The sequence below is a fragment of the Pseudomonas congelans genome, from assembly GCF_900103225.1.
GTDB classification, from domain to species: domain Bacteria; phylum Pseudomonadota; class Gammaproteobacteria; order Pseudomonadales; family Pseudomonadaceae; genus Aquipseudomonas; species Aquipseudomonas congelans.
Genome location: NZ_FNJH01000004.1, coordinates 208,015 through 224,712, shown reverse-complemented (window position 1 = coordinate 224,712; position 16,698 = coordinate 208,015). Strand labels below are relative to the sequence as shown.

Genomic DNA, 16,698 nt, shown 5'->3' with positions numbered 1-16,698 from the left:
GGCTCATGCGTTTCTACCCGGCCAACCTGGATGCCCTCCTGGTTGAACTGTCGAATCTGGACGAGACCCTGGCCCTGTTCGAATCGTTACAGCAGATGCCCATCGCTGGCGTCGAGGAAATCGTCCCGGCCGCCCGAACCTTGCTGGTGCACTTTCGTCCGTCAGCCATCGGTTTCGAAGCGCTCGCCACACAGATCGCCTCGCGCGACATTCGTGGCAAGGCCCGCGAGGCGGGCAAGCTGATCGAAATACCTGTGCATTACAACGGCGAAGACCTGGCCGATGTCGCCCGCGAGCTGGACATCAGCGTCGAGGAAGTGATCAAGCGCCACACCGGCAGCGACTACAACGTTGCCTTCTGCGGCTTTGCGCCCGGTTTTGCCTACCTCAGCGGCGGCGCCGGTTTCGTGGTGCCACGGCGCAGCACGCCGCGCACACGTATTCCGGCTGGCGCCGTGGCACTGGCCGGTGGTTTCAGTGGCATTTATCCACAGGCCAGCCCCGGCGGCTGGCAGATTATCGGGGTGACCACCTCAACCATGTGGGATCTGGGCCGCGACGAGCCCGCCTTGCTCCAGCCCGGCTACCGCGTGCGTTTCCAGGATGCCGGACCGCTCCCGGAGACCCGTGTGCAGGTTGCCGCACCTGTCCGGCCGCAGGCGACGACGGTCAGCGAAGACTATCTGCAGATCGAGACGCCAGGTCTGCAGACCCTGTTTCAGGACCTGGGCCGCCCCGGCCGGGCGGGGCAGGGAGTTTCCGCATCGGGTGCGCTGGATCGCGGCGCCTTGCGCGCTGCCAACCGCGCGGTGGGTAACGATCCGGCGACGGCGTGCCTGGAAATTCTCATGGGTGGCCTGACGTTCACTTGTCAGGGGCAGACCGTTGTGGCGATTACCGGGGCTCAGGCCAGCGTTGAAGTGCTGACCGCCGAAGGAGAAAGGCTGCAGGCACCGTTGTATGCACCGCTGGCCTTGCAGAGCGGCGATCAGGTGAGCATCGGCTCGCCCAGCGCCGGCCTGCGCAATTATCTCGCGGTTCGTGGCGGTTTCATTCATGAACCGGTGCTTGGCAGCCTGTCCACCGACACGCTGGCCCAGGTCGGACCGGCGCCGCTGGCGGCGGGTGATCGACTTGGTTTTCAACGCAGGTCCGGTGGATCGGCTGTGTCGGTCAGTGAACAGCCCTCCTTCGAAATGCCGCGTGCCGATCAGGTCATCACCCTGGATGTGGTCATGGGCCCGCGCAGTGACTGGTTCAGCGCCGAAGCCCAGCAACTGCTGGCGCAACAGACCTGGCGGGTCACGCCGCAGTCCAACCGTATCGGTATTCGCCTGGCGGGCGAGCAATCGCTGCAACGTGCCGTCGATGGCGAGTTGCCCAGCGAGGGCACCACGGTCGGCGCCATTCAGGTGCCGCCCAGTGGCCAGCCGGTGCTGTTCCTGGCCGATCACCCGTTGACCGGCGGTTACCCGGTGATCGGCGCAGTCGCCACCTACCACCTGAACAAGGCCGGGCAGATTCCGGTCAATGCCCGCATTCGCTTCAACCCGCTGAGCGCCTTCGAGCCCGTGCGCCCCGCCACTTCAGACGAGACCAAGAACAGATGAAAAAGGTTCTGATTGCCAATCGTGGCGAAATTGCCGTTCGTATTGCCCGTGCCTGCCGTGACTACGGGGTCGCCTCGGTGGCGGTGTACGCCGATGCCGATATCGACGCGCTGCACGTACGTCAGGCCGATGAAGCCTATGGGCTGCAGGGCGAGCGCCCGACCGACACCTACCTGAACATCGAAAAGCTGCTGGCGGTTGCCGCTCGTGCCGGTGCCGATGCGGTTCACCCCGGCTACGGCTTCCTCTCGGAGCGCGCCGAATTCGCCCGCGCTGTGATCGACGCCGGTCTGATCTGGATCGGTCCCGATCCTGCGACCATCGACGCGCTGGGGGACAAGGTCCAGGCCCGGCGTATCGCCCTGAAGGTCGGCGCACCGCTGGTGGCCGGTACGGAAGACCCGGTGAGCGATGCGTCTGAAGTGGTCGCGTTTGCCGAGCAACATGGCCTGCCGATTGCCATCAAGGCAGCCTTTGGCGGCGGTGGTCGCGGCCTGAAAGTCGCCTGGAAGCTCGATGAAGTCAGCGAGCTGTACGAGTCTGCGGTGCGTGAAGCGGTGACCGCGTTCGGTCGTGGCGAGTGCTTCGTCGAGCGCTTCCTGGATCGCCCGCGGCACATTGAGGCCCAGATCATTGCCGACCGTCATGGCCGGGTGGTTGTGGTCGGCACCCGTGACTGCTCGTTGCAGCGTCGCAACCAGAAGCTGATCGAGGAAGCGCCGGCCCCTTATCTGACGGACGAGTTGCGCCAGCGCATTCATGAGTCGGCCCGCGCGGTCTGCGCCGAAGCGGGTTATGTCGGTGCCGGTACGGTGGAGTTCCTGCTCAGCGGCGATGGCACCTTGTCGTTTCTGGAGGTCAACACGCGCTTGCAGGTCGAACACCCGGTGACGGAAGAAACCAGCGGCGTGGACCTGGTCATCGAACAACTTCGCGTCGCCGACGGCCTGCCGCTGTCGTTCGATGGCACGCCTGTGCCGCGCGGCCACAGCTTTGAATTCCGCATCAACGCCGAAGACGCGGGCAACGGCTTTCTGCCGACGCCGGGGTCTATCACTGTCTTCCAGCCGCCATCCGGCCCGGGCGTGCGCCTGGACACCGGCGTGACGGAAGGCTCACGGGTCTCACCGAACTTCGACTCGATGATCGCCAAGCTGATCGTCACCGGCGCAACCCGCGAACAGGCCATCAGCCGCGCCCGCCGTGCGCTGGCCGAGTTCAAGGTGGAAGGCGTGGCCACCGTGCTGCCGTTCCATCGGGCGGTGATGGCCCATGACGACTTCACTGCGGCCAATACCTTCGCCGTCCACACCCGCTGGATCGAAACCGACTTCGCCGAGCACGTCACCATCGCCCCGCGCAACGCAGAACCGGTCGACCCCGGCGTGCTGCGTACCTTCGTTGAAATCGACGGCAAACGCCACGAGCTGGGCCTGCCTGCTGCGCTGCTGGCTGGCATGAGCCTGAACGCTGCTGCACCAACTGATGCCAGACAGCCAGCTGTCGACGCCCCGGACCCGCATGCAGTCCTGACCCCGGTAGCGGGCAATCTGCATGCCTGGGCGGTTGAAGACGGTGCGACGGTAGAGAAGGGTCAGGTGATCGCGATCATGGAGGCGATGAAGATGGAAACATCGATACTGGCACCGTGTGCCGGAACCGTGCAGATCAGCCAGGAGCCTGGTGGGTATCTGGAGGCGAAGGTGGTGATTGGGCGGGTTGAGGCCTGAGTTATTCGCTAGTGTGCGTCGACCGGGTGGCAACCCGGTCGACGTACGCCGTCAGTCTTCTCAATCCAGCCGCAACTCAGGCGGCTCGGGCGCATCCTTGGTCGCTGGGGTCACGGTGGTGTTCACAGGCTGCAGGGTGGTTTTTCCGGTCGGCGCATTGCCCTTGTCACCGGGCTCTGCAGGCACCAGTTTGTATTCCAGACCCTGAGTGTTCTTGAGGTAGATCTCCATCTGGCGGAACGAGATGTTGATGTGCTGCTTCTTGAACTCGCGATTGATGAAGCGGTTGATCTCGTCGAGCACCGGGTTGCGGTCGCCCAGATCGCGTACGTGCATGCGCAGTTCGTGGTCGAGGGTGCTTTCGCCGAAGTTCAGGAAGTAGACGATCGGCTCTGGTTCCTTGAGCACCCGAGGGTTTTCCCGGGCAGCTTGCAGCAGCAGGGAGCGCACCAGGTCCAGGTCCGAGCCGTAATCCACGCCCAGCTTGAGGGTTACGCGGGTAACGGTATCGGTCAGCGACCAGTTGATGAGCTGGCCGGTGATGAAGGTCTTGTTCGGGACGATGATGTCCTTGCGGTCGAAGTCGGTGATGGTAGTGGCACGGATGCGGATCTTGCTGACCGTCCCCGACAGGGCACCGATGGTGATGGTGTCGCCGATCCGCACCGGACGTTCGAAGAGGATCATGATGCCGGAAATGAAGTTGGCGAAGATTTCCTGCATGCCGAAGCCCAGACCCACCGACAGCGCCGCGACCAGCCACTGCAATTTGTCCCAGCTCACGCCCAGCGTCGACAGCGTGGTGACGAAGCCGACACCGGCGATGGTGTACGACAGCAGTGTGGTCGTCGCATAGGCACTGCCTTGCGCGAGGTTCATGCGTGACAGCACCAGCACTTCCAGCAGGCCGGGCAGGTTGCCCGCGAGCACGAAGGTAATGACGATGATCACCCCCGCACCGAGGAAGTCGCTCAGGCTGATCGGCACCATGCTCATGTTGGCACCGGTGCCGCTGGTGTATTCGTAAAGGATGATGTTGTCCAGGTAGGCGAACACCGTGATCAGCTCGGCCCACACCAGGTACAGAGCGCCGACGAATCCGGCCAGCAGGGCCAGACGGATCAGGCGCAGCGACTGCTGGTTGACCTGTTCGATGTCCAGCTTGGGTTCTTCGACCGGAATGTCGCTGTCGCCGTTTTCTCTGGCTGCCTGACGTTTGGCCAGCGCGCGCTGATAGGCCAGGCGCCGGGCGGCGACGCTCAGGCCGCGGACGAAGGTTGCCTCGACCATCAGCCAGATCATCATCAGGTACAGGGTGTCGATCAGACGGTCGCTGAGCTTGAGCGCGGTGTAGTAATAGCCAAAGCAGACCGCGAGGAAGAGCGCGACGGGCAATGCCGTGAACACCACGCCGACGGTTTTGCGGAACAGTGAGGCATTATGATGCGTGGGGCTTGAGATCAGTAGACGAGCGAGCAGCCAGGTCATCAGTGCGTAGCAGGTCAGCACCACGCCGATCCCCAGCACGTCGTCGGCCAGTGCGGCAGGCTGGTGTTCAGCGACGGCCACTACCGCCACCAGGGCCAGGACTACCAGCCCCAGGCGCCGCACCCAGCCACGCAGGAATTCGACCTGCGCCGTCTCCCAGCGGAAATGCAGTTGCGCGACGCCTTGCGGGGCCAGGACGCGATAGGCGGTGTAGAACACCAGCCAGGCCAGGGCGATCTGCAGCAATGCCTCGCCCAGGTTGGCGTTTTGCCCACGGGCGTCGATCTGCAGCGCGTAGCCGCACAGGGCCAGACCCAGTGCGACGGGCATGGCCAGCAGCACGTTGATCAGCAGCGCCAGCGGTGTCTTCCATTGGCTGTCACGTTTGAAGTGGCCGATGTCGGCGTGCAGGCGATTGAGCTTCTGGTACAGCGCCTTGCGTCTCCAGGTCAGTATGCCGATCAACAGCAGCAAGGGCAGGAACAGCAACGGCCGCTGAGTCAGGCCGTCTGACAGTTCGCTGAGGCTGGACGTCCACGGCAGGGTGGCGACCTGCTTTTGCAGACGCGGCCAGATATTCTGAAACCATTCCACGTCCAGCGGCTTGTTGCTGGGGATCCAGAACATCTGCTCGTCGAGTGTGGAGCGCAGCCCCTGAGCAGTACTGGTCAGCTGCTTCTGGTTCAGTTGCAGGGTGATGGACTCGTTGAGCAACGCGCTCAGCTCGCGATTGAGGCGCTCCAGCAAGTCACTGCGGGTGATGGCCAGGTCCAGCAGCGTCCGGCGCAATTGCGGGGTGACGTTTTCAGGTGGCTGGGTGGCGAGCAGCTTTTCGACGTATGCGGTCGGCGTGCTCATCTGTTCGCGTTGCTGGTTGATGTCGAACTGATACAGGCGGATGTTGGCGATTTCGTCGGCCAGCCCTTTGTCCAGCTCCAGATGCGGCAACGCCTGCTTTTGCTTGTAGAGGATCTTGGACAGCAGCAGGCTGCCGCTCAGCACGTTGATCTGCTCGCTGAGGGCTTGATCGGTCTGGGTCAGGTTGTCCAGTTGCTGCTTGGTCTTGAGGTTCTGCTGGGTAAGCTCGTTGAGGCGATCGGTGCCGCGCAACAGGTAGTCAGACAGCTTGAGGTTGGCGGCGCTTTCGGTCGCCAGCAGGCTGCTGCCGCCGGACTTCTGCGCTTCCAGGGACAGATCGGCGACCGTTTTCTGCGACTGGGCGCGACGCTTGTCGTTGATCAGGGTCTGCAGGTCCTGAATTTCCTGCTCCTGGCGCGCGACCTTCTCGGTCAGCAAGTCATGCTGGCTGTTGCCCAGGTCCTGCAACTGGCTGTTGCCGGCCAGCTCCTGGCGGCGCAGCAGGTTGAGGGCGTTGATCGAGGCCAGCTCTGCATTGAGCAGGTTGCGCTGGTCGGCGCTCAGGGTCTTGCCGTTGTCCTTGCCATTCTTGAGGATGGCGTTGATCTGCTGGATGCGCGTCTGGTTGGCGCTGATTTCGGTCTGCGCACGTTCCGGCCGGGTCTGCGCGGTAATGGCCAGGCTGTTGGCGTCGTTGAGTTCGCTCTGCAGATCACTTTGCTGGGTGCTGCGCTGACTGAGCAGTTGCTCCAGCTGCGGCACGTCGAGACCGCCATAGCGCTGGGCCACGGGCACCACTTTGCTTTCTTTCAGGCGGGCCAGTTCACGCTGGTTTTCCGATGTCTGTTTGGGCGCCTGGGCGAGCTGCTGTTTGAGCGCTTCGAGCTTCTGTTCGCTGTCCTTCTTGCTGGCCAGAAAAGCCAGTGTCTGTTCGAGGACCTGTTGCAGCGCCTTTTGCTCGGCGTCAGGCAGCTTGCGGTCGGCAATCTTGTCGAGGCTTTGCTGAACAGCGTCGCTGCTGGGCGGATCGGCGGCGAGCGCCGGGAAGGAAGACAGGCAGAGCGCAAACAGTGCGGCAGCACAAAAGGAACGCAGGGAAAACATAGACACCGGTCGCATGATGATACGTGTGGGTTGGCAGTTTAAAGGAACAGTCCGGGGCCCGGGCGGGTTCCTTCGGGGAATTTGACGCCCACTTTCTGGATCTTGTTCCCGTCCATGACGGCAACTGTCCAAATAGTTCCATTCCATTCAACCTGGTCGCCGACCACCGGCTCGCCACGGTTCTTCTGCACGATGAACTGGCTGAGCGGCATTCCAGGGTCGATGCCGTCGAGTTTCAGGCCATACAGGGCCGCCACTTCACCCAGCCTTGCGTCGCCTTCGAGCACGAAGTCGCCGAAGAAACGCAGGTCCAGCCCGCGCTGCGGTGCCTGGCTGAACAATTTGCCCAGCGCCGGGAGGTCGTGTTCGTGGCCGATCACGCACAGCAGATCACCCACTTCCAGGGTCGTACTGCCGGACGGGTGGAGCAGTTGCTGGCCGCGGAACAATGCCGCGATACGCGTGCCTTCCGGCATCTTCAGCTCACGCAGCGCCGCGCCGATGCACCATTTTTCGGCGCCCAGTCGGTAGACGAACAACTCCCACTCGCTGGTGACGTGTACCTCCAGCGCGGCCCGGGAAATCGGCGCGGGATCAGGCGGAACCGTCACTTTCAGCAGTTTGGCCATCCACGGCAGGCTGGTGCCTTGCAGCAACAGCGAAACCAGCACGATAAAGAACGCCAGGTTGAAGTACAGCTGCGCATTGGGCAGGCCGGCCATCAGCGGAAACACCGCGAGGATGATCGGTACCGCGCCACGCAGGCCGACCCAGGCGATAAAGACTTTTTCGCGGTCATGGAAGGCCTTGAACGGCAGCAGGCCGACCATCACAGACAACGGGCGTGCCACCAGAATCATCCACAGCGCCAGACCCAGTGCGGGTATCGCGATCGGCAGCAGATCGTGCGGTGTGACCAGCAGGCCCAGCACCAGAAACATGCCGATCTGCGCGAGCCAGGCCATGCCGTCGAGCATATGCAGGATGCCATGGCGGCTGCGAATCGGCCGGTTGCCGAGCACCAGGCCGCACAGGTAGACCGCGAGAAAACCGCTGCCGTGGATGGCGTTGGTCAGGGCGAAGATCGCCAGACCGCCGGCAATCACCAGAATCGGGTAGAGGCCGGCGGCCAGATTGATGCGATTGACCAGTTGCAGCAGAATCCAGCCGCCGCCCAGGCCGATGAAGCTACCGATACCGAATTCCTGGATCAGGTGCCCCAGCAGTCCCCAGTGCAGCCCGGTCTGCCCGCTGGCGAGCATGCCGATCAGGGTGACGGTCAGGAACACCGCCATGGGATCGTTGCTACCCGACTCGATCTCGAGGCTGGCGGTAACGCGCTCGTTCAAACCTTTGCCGCCCAACAGGGAGAACACCGCCGCGGCGTCCGTGGAGCCGACGATCGCGCCGATCAGCAGGCCCTGGATGACGCTGAGATTGAATAGCCACGCAGCCATCATCCCGGTCAGTACCGTGGTGATCAGCACGCCTACCGTCGCCAGCGACAAGGCCGGCCACAGCGCAACCCGGAAACTGGCTACCCGCGTTCGCAGCCCGCCGTCGAGCAGGATCACTGCCAGTGCAAGGTTGCCCACCAGGTAGGCGGTCGCATAGTTGTCAAAGATAATCCCGCCGCCATCGACGCCTGCGACCATGCCCACTGCAAGGATGATGACCAGGATCGGAATGCCGAGGCGTGACGAAAGAGAACTGACCAGGATGCTTGCGGCTACCAGCAACGCGCCGATCAGGAACAGGCTGTTGATGGTGGTGGCGTCCAAGGGCGGTACTCCGTAGAAAACTGAATTGAAGCAGGAAGGGCGAAAGCTGACCATGCAGTCCGCGTGCCAAGGGATTTAACCTGTTGAATTGCTTGGCTGTCAAAGAGCAATTTCGAGTGATTGACCCAGGCCGGCGCTCCCGGGCTCACGATTGGTTGCAATCCAGCGGCTGACACAGAGTTATATACCGCAGACCAGGCCTTCTTGCGCCCTACTGTCGGGGCTCCTACCACCAAGAAGGTTTTTCATCATGGACGATGAATTTGCAGCACAGTACGACTTCGGCGATGACGACAGGGCTGGCGATGATGACTCTGACGCAGAGTTCTGGGCGCGGGTAGACGAAGACTATTCGGTCAGCGATTACTTCCGGCTCAACCCGATCAATCTGCAGTCACCTGCCGCTCTTGCCGCGCGGGATATCGCACAGGAATGCCAGTCAAGGTGGGGTATCGAGATCGATCCGGACGACACCCTGATCGCCACTCTGTATATCGAAGCCCCGAAGCTCCATCCCGCCCCTCACCGCGCCAATGTCGCTCACTCGATGACGCTGACCGAGGCGCTGCTGCGTAACTGGCAGCAAAAGGGCAATGGCGACTGGTTTGATCACCTCGGGCACTTGCAGCCCCATCATGATGGCGGTCTCGACTGTCAGGTTGTGGATGAAAAATTACCGTCTTATGACTGCGTCGCTTATGAGGCGGTGTACCGGAAAACCGATCCGCAGCACTACGATTCGACGACGCAACTTAGCCTGACTGCCGAGGCGTTCAAGCAGTACATCTGGGACCAAAACCTGCAAGCCTGCTATCTCGCCTACCTGAAACAGTTCTGGCAGGCGCACGCAGAAGACTACAACCTGATGCTCAAGGCCGGTCTGTTCAGGGCGGCCTGGCTGCAAGCCGAGGAAAACATGCTCAAGGCCGAGCACAAGGACATGGTGCTGGAGGCGCTCGGGCTGCCTGCCGATCAGGGTTGGAAACAGCTGAGTTTCGACGCTTTTGTAGCCGCGCCGATTTCCACTCGCGTGACGATTTCCGAGTTGCAGGTGCATGGCTACAGCGCGGCCGACATCATGGTCATACGCAGTGCCGATTCGCCGACCGTGCTGCTCTACATCCCTGGCAATTCGTCACCGATTCACGCATTCGCCAGCGCCGACGCACTCAAGGACTGGGTCGCGCTGATGTGCAAGGATCCGGGCAAACGCCGGTCCTTAGAGGGGCATTTCAATGCCACGGATGACGTCGATGGCTTTTTCTACAGTGGTGTTGCCACCGCCCTCAGAGGCTTCGCTGTCTACCCGAAACTGCTGGACGCCGCGACCGGTGCGTGGAACCCGCGCAAACTGGTGCGGTTCGGCGAGCCGCTGCAGCCCTGGCCGTTCTCGCACTTCAAGGATCGGGTCAAGGCGAAATCTGAAGCTGACGCGCTGCAAAAAATACGTAGCCATGGCGACTACTGGAAAGAGGAAGCCAGCAGTGGCTTGAGCGAGTGTGTGTCTGTTCTGGGCGGTGTTGCCATCGTCTTTCCCGAACTGATTCCGGTCATCGCGGGGCTGTCCCTTGCACTGGTCGGGCTGGGCGTCGACGCGGCAGTCAATGGCCGTACGCTGGACGAGCGCCAGGCGGGGCTTGGGCGGATTGCATTCGGGGTATTGAACGCGCTGCCGATTCTTGCCGAGGAGGGCGCTGCGGTCGAGGCTGGCGCCGAAACCGGGCTGATTGACAAGACGGGAGACGGTTATGAAGTCTCCGTCCCAACCCCCTCGATCGACCCTGCTGTCGAGGTCGAGCCGATTCCGGTGTTCAGGGAAGAGCCGCCGGCCTTGCGTTCGCTCGATGCCAAAATGCGCCGCCTGCTGCGCGCGCTCGAAGTGACTCAGGATCTGCCGGGACTGGCGTCGGGAGAAGTGGCGGGCATTTATCCGCTGCAAGGCAAAAGTTACATCGAACTGCATGACCAGGCGTTTCGGGTCGAGTGGGTGCCACAGGAAAAGCAGTACCGGATTCGCTCTGATTCTGATCCGCGTGTCTGGGGGCCTTACGTGAAGACTATCGACACCGGCTATTGGGATCTGGACCTCAAGCTCGGTTTGCGCGGCGGGGAGAGCTTTGACGGCTCGCGATTGCCGCCTGTCAGCGAGGCCGAAAGCGCCGTGGTCACGGTCGTACCCGACGAGCCTGCCGTCGAGGTGCAACGCTGGGGACCCAAGGTTCAGGTCGAGTTGCCACTGGATCAGATCATGGTCGAGGAAGTAATGAGCGAGGCAAAAGGGACGGTCGTAGAGAAGTACTTCATTCAGATCGGAGGGGGCAGGAAGAACGTCTATTACGATGCGGACATTCCGTGCTGGCGAACTGACCCGTCTTCAAATGGCCTTGTCTGGCTGGACCGCAACGGAGTCTGGAACGGCGGGTCGGAAGATGCATTCAGGAAAGTAGAGGCCAACCTGCCACAGAGTCGGCGCTTCGAAATCTATTCTTTTCCTCGCGTGCCCAGGTTGCCTGCAGATGCCGAGCCCATCAGCCGTGTGGTTCACCACATATGGCTGGGCGAACGCATGCCGGGCGATAACCTGCTGGAAAAGATGCTGGACAACATGCGCACCAGCCCGGACTTGCGCTTCGAACTGCATATCGATATCAATCACCCGACGGCGCATCAGCAGTTGCTGGATTACTTCAGTGCCCATCCACAGATGCAGATTTCCAGGCTCAAGGAAGAAGCGTTCTTTCCCACGTTCCTGAGTGGTGAAAACGGCGAAGCCTTCAACTATTTCATGCACTCGGATAATCGTAATTATGCGGCGGCGTCGGACATTCTGCGCTATCGGCTGATCAACGAATACGGTGGTATTTATCTGGATTGCGATGACACCATCAATGTCCCTTTCGCAGGCACGCCATTGAAAGCAGGGCCCAATGATGTGTTGCTGGGAAGGCGTCTGGATGCGCAGCAATTGAGCTACACCGGGCCGGGTAACAGCCATTTCGCCAGCCATCCGGATAATCCGGTCCTGAAGAGGATCCTGAAGGAAATAAACACGCGTTTCCAGAATGAAAAACAGACCAACAAGGCGTTTTTCAGTACACGCAGACCCTTTATCGACCACAGCAACGAAGCCTCGCGAAGCGCTTCCAAGGAGCGAATGACGCCATACATGACGCGCATTTCGGACCTGACCGGTCCCAAGCTCATGTCAGACGTCTTGAGAATGCTGCGGCCAGATTATTTCGATCTGCTGGAGCGTTCCTATTTGCCGGTCGACGAGGTCTTGTCCGTGTTGTACATCGATCACCTTAACGAGGCCGTGGACTTTTATTTTCCATTCAAGAGCAGGGCGAAGATTTCCCCGGGCTCCGAGAATGGTTGGTAAGGCATTCAGTATTTGCAGTATTTGCAGTATTTGCAGTGGCTCGTTGGCTGAGCCGCCACCTGTATTCACAAGTTCGTGGCGGTATAGATAGTTAGCGCCATGAACGCTCCGATGAATGATTACGTGCATGACTTCTCTCATACAGGAAGACGTCATGCCACCGAGTTCTCTGCAAACACCTGAATCCGACCAGAAACTGCTGCGCGAACGTGCGCAGCAGTTCGTTCTCGATTATCCCGATCTTTACGACCTGGCACACACCGCCGCCAGCAGGATCATTCTTCAGCACACACAGCGCGTGTTCGCTCCGGAGCGGGTGTATTGGCATCGTTTCAGCAGTGCCAGCAGCAGTCCGCGCACGTTTACCGGCTGGCAGCATTCCGGAACGCCGATGCAGTCGATGACCTTGATCGAGCTGCTCATGCGGCACTTCAGCGCCCACGATCAGGAAGCCAGCGACGAGCTTTCCCTGTACGGCGGCTTCTATACCGATGGCCAGGATCATGGGGTTTTCGACGAGCGCAATGAGGTGCCCATGCTGCCTCAGGACGTGCTCAAAGACATGTGGACGCTTGATTTCAGCACGCTGTACACCCGCCGTATGGAGCGATTCTGGAGCCTGCACAGCGAGAACTTCTGCACCCTGGCCAAGGCACACTATCTGGTTGCAGCCAGTCACTGTCTGCGCAAGGGCCAGCTTTCAGCCGTCGATTTCAAGCATGTTACGTGCGTCGTCACCACCGACCCCTTGCAGCCCCCTACACTGAAGACGTTGCAGGGCACGCCTCCTGCAACTCCCGGTGTCACGGTACACACGCTGGATATCGATGGCATCAAGGCTCATGACATGCTGCGTATCGTCACTGCCACTGGCCGCGAGATAATCTACTGGCCCGATGCCGAACAGCCGTTCATGGTGTTCTATAGCGAGCGCGAGGTGTACCGCTGGCTCAAGGCCCGGTTTATGGGCGAGCACGCAGACAAGGCGATAACGCGCCAGTTTCTGCATGGTGAGGCGTCACGGACAAAGGACGGTGAGCGATTCTTTCGCGCGGTGAGCCAGTTGCTCGCGCACGATTGGCGTGCCGACGTTCGACTCGTCAACCTGGCGCAGGCACCTATTGCCGGTGATCCCTTCGTGTATCTGCGAGACTTCGCCCGTCAGGGAATGACCGCCGAGGCGCGTGAACTGTTGACCTCCAATGCGGATATGCGCAAGCAGATGTGGATCGGCTACCTGGGCGCGTTCCTGCAAGTGTTTGGCGGGCTTGCGCCGTTGGGTTGGCCGATCGCCTTGACGCTGGTCGGCGCAAGCGTCGCCAATACCGGTTTGAACATCGATCAGGCGGTCAATGGCAAGACTGCGGTGCAGCGCAAGGCGGGTGTGTTGGGCGCGATCAACAACATTATTTATCTGCTCTTCAACCTGCCGCTGTTGATGTCCCTGCGTGCCGCCCCCCAGCCTGTGTCGGTGGCCGCAATCGAAGGGCTGCCGATCTCCAGCGAGGTACTGGAAGGCAGCAGCGCGCCGGCCCATACGCTGGACAATATGGAAGGCAACCTGCTGCTCGACAGCCTTACGCCTTCAGCCGCGGAGGGCAGGTTTCGCGGCATCTACACGCTGGGCAATGGCGAAACCTGGATCAAGCTTGCGCAATTGCCCTATCGCGTGATGTTCAATGAGCCGCAGCAATGCTGGTTTATCGTCAACCCGGACAACCCGTTTGCATTCGTGGGCAGCAAGCCGGTGCGCCTGAGTGTCAGCGGGGAGTGGGCGTTACTTGACTCGCCGGGTCTGCAGGGCGGTGCCCCGATGGATGTGCCGGTGCCGTCCAGCAGTGCATCCGCCGCGACGGGCAAGCCTTATTTGACAGTGCAATCGGCCTTTTGGGACAGGTATCTGCAAACGGATCTGTTCAGTGAGCAGCACTATGCCGAAGCGGCCTTGGCCCGCCAGAAAGACGTCATGAGCATTTGGCAGCCAGACCCTGAAGATGTCCCTGTGTCGGACTCATCACCTGACGGCGACGAGGTGTACAAAGACCCTTGGCATGGCAAACATCGGGTCTTCAAGCTTGGTGAGGACGATTACTACGGCAGAAATATCATGCTCTATACCCAGGATGACGCTGAATTCAATCAGTTCCTGCGCACGGGCGAGAGCAAAAGGGTCAATCAGGTACAACTCATCGAACGACTGGCCGATGACATTCATGTGGTGGGGTACAACAATGATGTCGAGTTGTACCGAGGCGGCAGCGGTGATCGAGGGACTTCGGGGGCCGTGTTCCGCAGCGGGCAGATCAAGGTCGGTGATGTGCTGGTCAATACCGATGTCACCTCGTTCAGCGAAAACCCCTATGTGGTCAGCGCCTTCGCCAGCAGTCGGGCCGGCGCGCCGATTAACGCCATGCAGGGGCCGGTAACCTTCGATGACACGTCGGTGGTCTTCGTTTTGCCCAAGGGGCGTTACCTGAGGGCCACACCGGTTGCGCCGTTTTCAGCCTCCCCCGAGGAGGCCGAATCGATCTTTTTGCCCGGCTGCTACTTTCAGATCGATAGCATCGAAGAGGTGAGCGGCGAGTTTTACCGCATCATGAAAATCCAGATGCAGGAGGTCGATCGCCCTCATCCGGGACGGGCGCTTTACGACATGCGCACGGGCGAGCCCTTCAGCCGAGAGCAGTACGCACTCAAACTGGGTAATGATGCCAAGCCACTGGTCGACCTGTTTTTCCCGCAGGAGCCATTGGCTGACCTGTTCGGCTTTCACTGATTGACCGTATGCCGAACCTGCGTCCTGTCTGCTTAAAACCACTCACCGCGCATCGACAGGCAGGTTTCATCGCGGCTCTCCAGAATCGCCAGTTCATGATGGCAGCCCGGTACTTCCCATGTCAGGAAGTATCGGGCTGCCTGCAGCTTGCCGCGGTAAAAGTCGTTGTCGGCCTGATTGCCGCGGCTCAAACCTTCTTCTGCGCGGATCGCCTGTTCGAGCCATCGCCAACCGACTGCCGCGTGGCCGAATGCCTTGAGGTACAGCGCCGAGTTGGCCAGCGTGCTGGTGATTCTGCCCTGGGCCAGATCGGTCAGCAGCCCGAGGGTGACGGCCTGCACGCGTGCAACCAGTTGCTGCAGGGGCTGGCGCAGCTTGTCGAGTGACTGATGGGCCTGGGCGCGTTCGCAGGTCGCCGAGATCAGGCGCAGCAGTTGCTTGAGACCGGTGCCGCCATTCTGAGCCAGCTTGCGGCCCAGCAGATCAAGTGACTGGATGCCGTGAGTGCCTTCATGAATCGGATTGAGGCGGTTATCCCGGTAATACTGCTCGACCGGGTATTCGCGCGTGTAACCGTGGCCGCCCAGGACCTGGATCGCCAGTTCGTTGGCCTTCAGGCAGAACTCCGACGGCCAGGACTTGACCACCGGGGTCAGCAGGTCCAGCAGTTCGTGTGCGTGCTTGCGATCGTCTTCGGTTTCGCCGGTCTGCGTGTCATCGAACAGTCGCGAGGCGTACAGGCACAGGTCAAACGCGCCTTCCACGTAAGCTTTCTGGGTCAGCAGCATGCGCCGCACATCAGCATGTTCAATGATGGATACCGGTTTGCTGTCCGGGCTTTTGCTGTCCGGCAAGCGTCCTTGCGGCCGCTCGCGGGCGTACTCCAGTGAATAAAGGTAGCCGGAATAACCCAGCATCGCCGCACCAAGCCCGACGCCGATGCGCGCTTCGTTCATCATCTGGAACATGTAATTCAAGCCATGGTGAGGTTTGCCCACCAGATAGCCGACACACTCACCGTTATCGCCGAAATTCAGCGCGGTGGAAGTAGTGCCTTTCCAGCCCATCTTGTGAAACAGGCCAGCCAGCAGCACATCGTTGCGCGTGCCGAGGCTGCCGTCATCGTTGACCAGAAACTTGGGCACGATGAACAGCGAGATGCCTTTGACCCCGCCTGGCGCATTCGGCAGTTTTGCCAGGACCATGTGCACGATGTTTTCCGAAAGCGCATGATCACCGCAGGAAATGAATATCTTGTTGCCACGCAGTCGATAAGTGCCGTCGCCTGCCGGCTCGGCGCGCGTACGGATATCTGACAGCGACGAGCCGGCATGCGGCTCGGTCAGCGCCATGGTGCCGAAGAAGCGTCCTTCGAGCATGGGTTGCAGAAAACGCTGCTTCTGCTCGTCGTCGGCAAAACTCTCGATCAGGTTGGCGGCGCCCATCGTCAGAAACGGATACGACGTGGTGCCGACATTGGCAGCCTGAAAGTGGGCAAAACAGGCTTGCGACAGCAGCGTGGGCAACTGCATGCCGCCTGCGTCGAAATCGCGTGATGCATTGAGAAAGCCTGCCTCGAGAAACGCGTCTATCGCGGGCTTGACCTCTGGTATCAGGATCGCTTCGCCATTTTCATAGCGCGGCTCGTTTTCGTCTGCCTTGCGGTTGTGCGGTGCGAAGTATTTTTCCGCAATGGCGCGCGCCGTCCCCAGCGCCGCATCAAAGGTTTCCCGCGAATGCTCGGCAAAGCGCTCGCGACGTGTCAGACCTTCGGCGTCCAGCACTTCATACAGCTCGAAAGCCAGATTTCGGGAACTGAGCAGCGACTCGGACATGATGGCGTACCTGTTCTTGGAATGGCTCAAGTCTAGGTCGGGTTGAGGGGGGAGGGTAGCAAGATTGATTCGGGTGATGGTCAAGCGTGTGCAGGGGGTATCGAGAGTGGTCAGAACTGCGTGCCAACGCGGAG

The 16,698-nt window shown here is 60.9% G+C and carries 7 protein-coding genes; 4 read left to right on the top strand and 3 right to left on the bottom strand.

All coding sequences use genetic code 11. From position 1 onward, the window contains the following. The first annotated feature begins 5 nt into the window (after positions 1-5). Both BLR20_RS15680 and BLR20_RS15675 read left to right on the top strand, forming a co-directional pair. Positions 6-1,610 carry a 5-oxoprolinase subunit B/C family protein gene (locus BLR20_RS15680; protein WP_054993337.1) on the top strand — a complete coding sequence of 535 codons (1,605 nt, stop codon included), beginning with the start codon at positions 6-8 and terminating at the stop codon, positions 1,608-1,610. After that, positions 1,607-3,340 (top strand): acetyl/propionyl/methylcrotonyl-CoA carboxylase subunit alpha, encoded by a 1,734-nt coding sequence (locus BLR20_RS15675; protein ID WP_032615485.1) that lies wholly within the window; start codon positions 1,607-1,609, stop codon positions 3,338-3,340. The genes BLR20_RS15680 and BLR20_RS15675 overlap by 4 nt, the downstream gene beginning before the upstream one ends. Before the next feature lie 60 nt (positions 3,341-3,400). Here the strand turns inward: BLR20_RS15675 and mscK are convergent, their stop codons facing one another. Both mscK and BLR20_RS15665 read right to left on the bottom strand, forming a co-directional pair. Next, the gene (mscK, locus tag BLR20_RS15670) at positions 3,401-6,790 is read right to left on the bottom strand and encodes a mechanosensitive channel MscK (RefSeq protein WP_032615483.1); all 3,390 of its coding nucleotides are present in this window, start codon (positions 6,788-6,790) and stop codon (positions 3,401-3,403) included. 38 nt (positions 6,791-6,828) lie between these two features. Next, positions 6,829-8,571 (bottom strand): potassium/proton antiporter, encoded by a 1,743-nt coding sequence (locus BLR20_RS15665; protein ID WP_054993336.1) that lies wholly within the window; start codon positions 8,569-8,571, stop codon positions 6,829-6,831. Between the two features lie 250 nt (positions 8,572-8,821). Here BLR20_RS15665 and BLR20_RS15660 point away from each other — a divergent pair, with 250 nt between their 5' ends. Continuing rightward, a complete protein-coding gene (locus BLR20_RS15660; RefSeq protein ID WP_054993335.1) occupies positions 8,822-11,953 on the top strand; it encodes a dermonecrotic toxin domain-containing protein in 3,132 nt (1,043 codons plus the stop codon). 154 nt (positions 11,954-12,107) lie between these two features. Next, positions 12,108-14,729: a dermonecrotic toxin domain-containing protein gene (locus BLR20_RS15655; protein ID WP_054993334.1), complete on the top strand. Its 2,622-nt coding sequence runs from the start codon at positions 12,108-12,110 to the stop codon at positions 14,727-14,729. 32 nt (positions 14,730-14,761) lie between these two features. Here the strand turns inward: BLR20_RS15655 and BLR20_RS15650 are convergent, their stop codons facing one another. Continuing rightward, on the bottom strand, positions 14,762-16,564 hold the full coding sequence (locus tag BLR20_RS15650) for an acyl-CoA dehydrogenase (protein WP_074594831.1): 1,803 nt from the start codon (positions 16,562-16,564) through the stop codon (positions 14,762-14,764). Positions 16,565-16,698: the final 134 nt, after the last annotated feature.

Coding starts and splice junctions, on each gene's coding strand:
- BLR20_RS15655 (WP_054993334.1), top strand. CDS start 12,108: ATGCCACCGAGTTCTCTGCAAACACCTGAATCCGACCAGAAACTGCTG.
- mscK (WP_032615483.1), bottom strand. CDS start 6,790: ATGTTTTCCCTGCGTTCCTTTTGTGCTGCCGCACTGTTTGCGCTCTGC.
- BLR20_RS15675 (WP_032615485.1), top strand. CDS start 1,607: ATGAAAAAGGTTCTGATTGCCAATCGTGGCGAAATTGCCGTTCGTATT.
- BLR20_RS15680 (WP_054993337.1), top strand. CDS start 6: ATGCGTTTCTACCCGGCCAACCTGGATGCCCTCCTGGTTGAACTGTCG.
- BLR20_RS15660 (WP_054993335.1), top strand. CDS start 8,822: ATGGACGATGAATTTGCAGCACAGTACGACTTCGGCGATGACGACAGG.
- BLR20_RS15650 (WP_074594831.1), bottom strand. CDS start 16,564: ATGTCCGAGTCGCTGCTCAGTTCCCGAAATCTGGCTTTCGAGCTGTAT.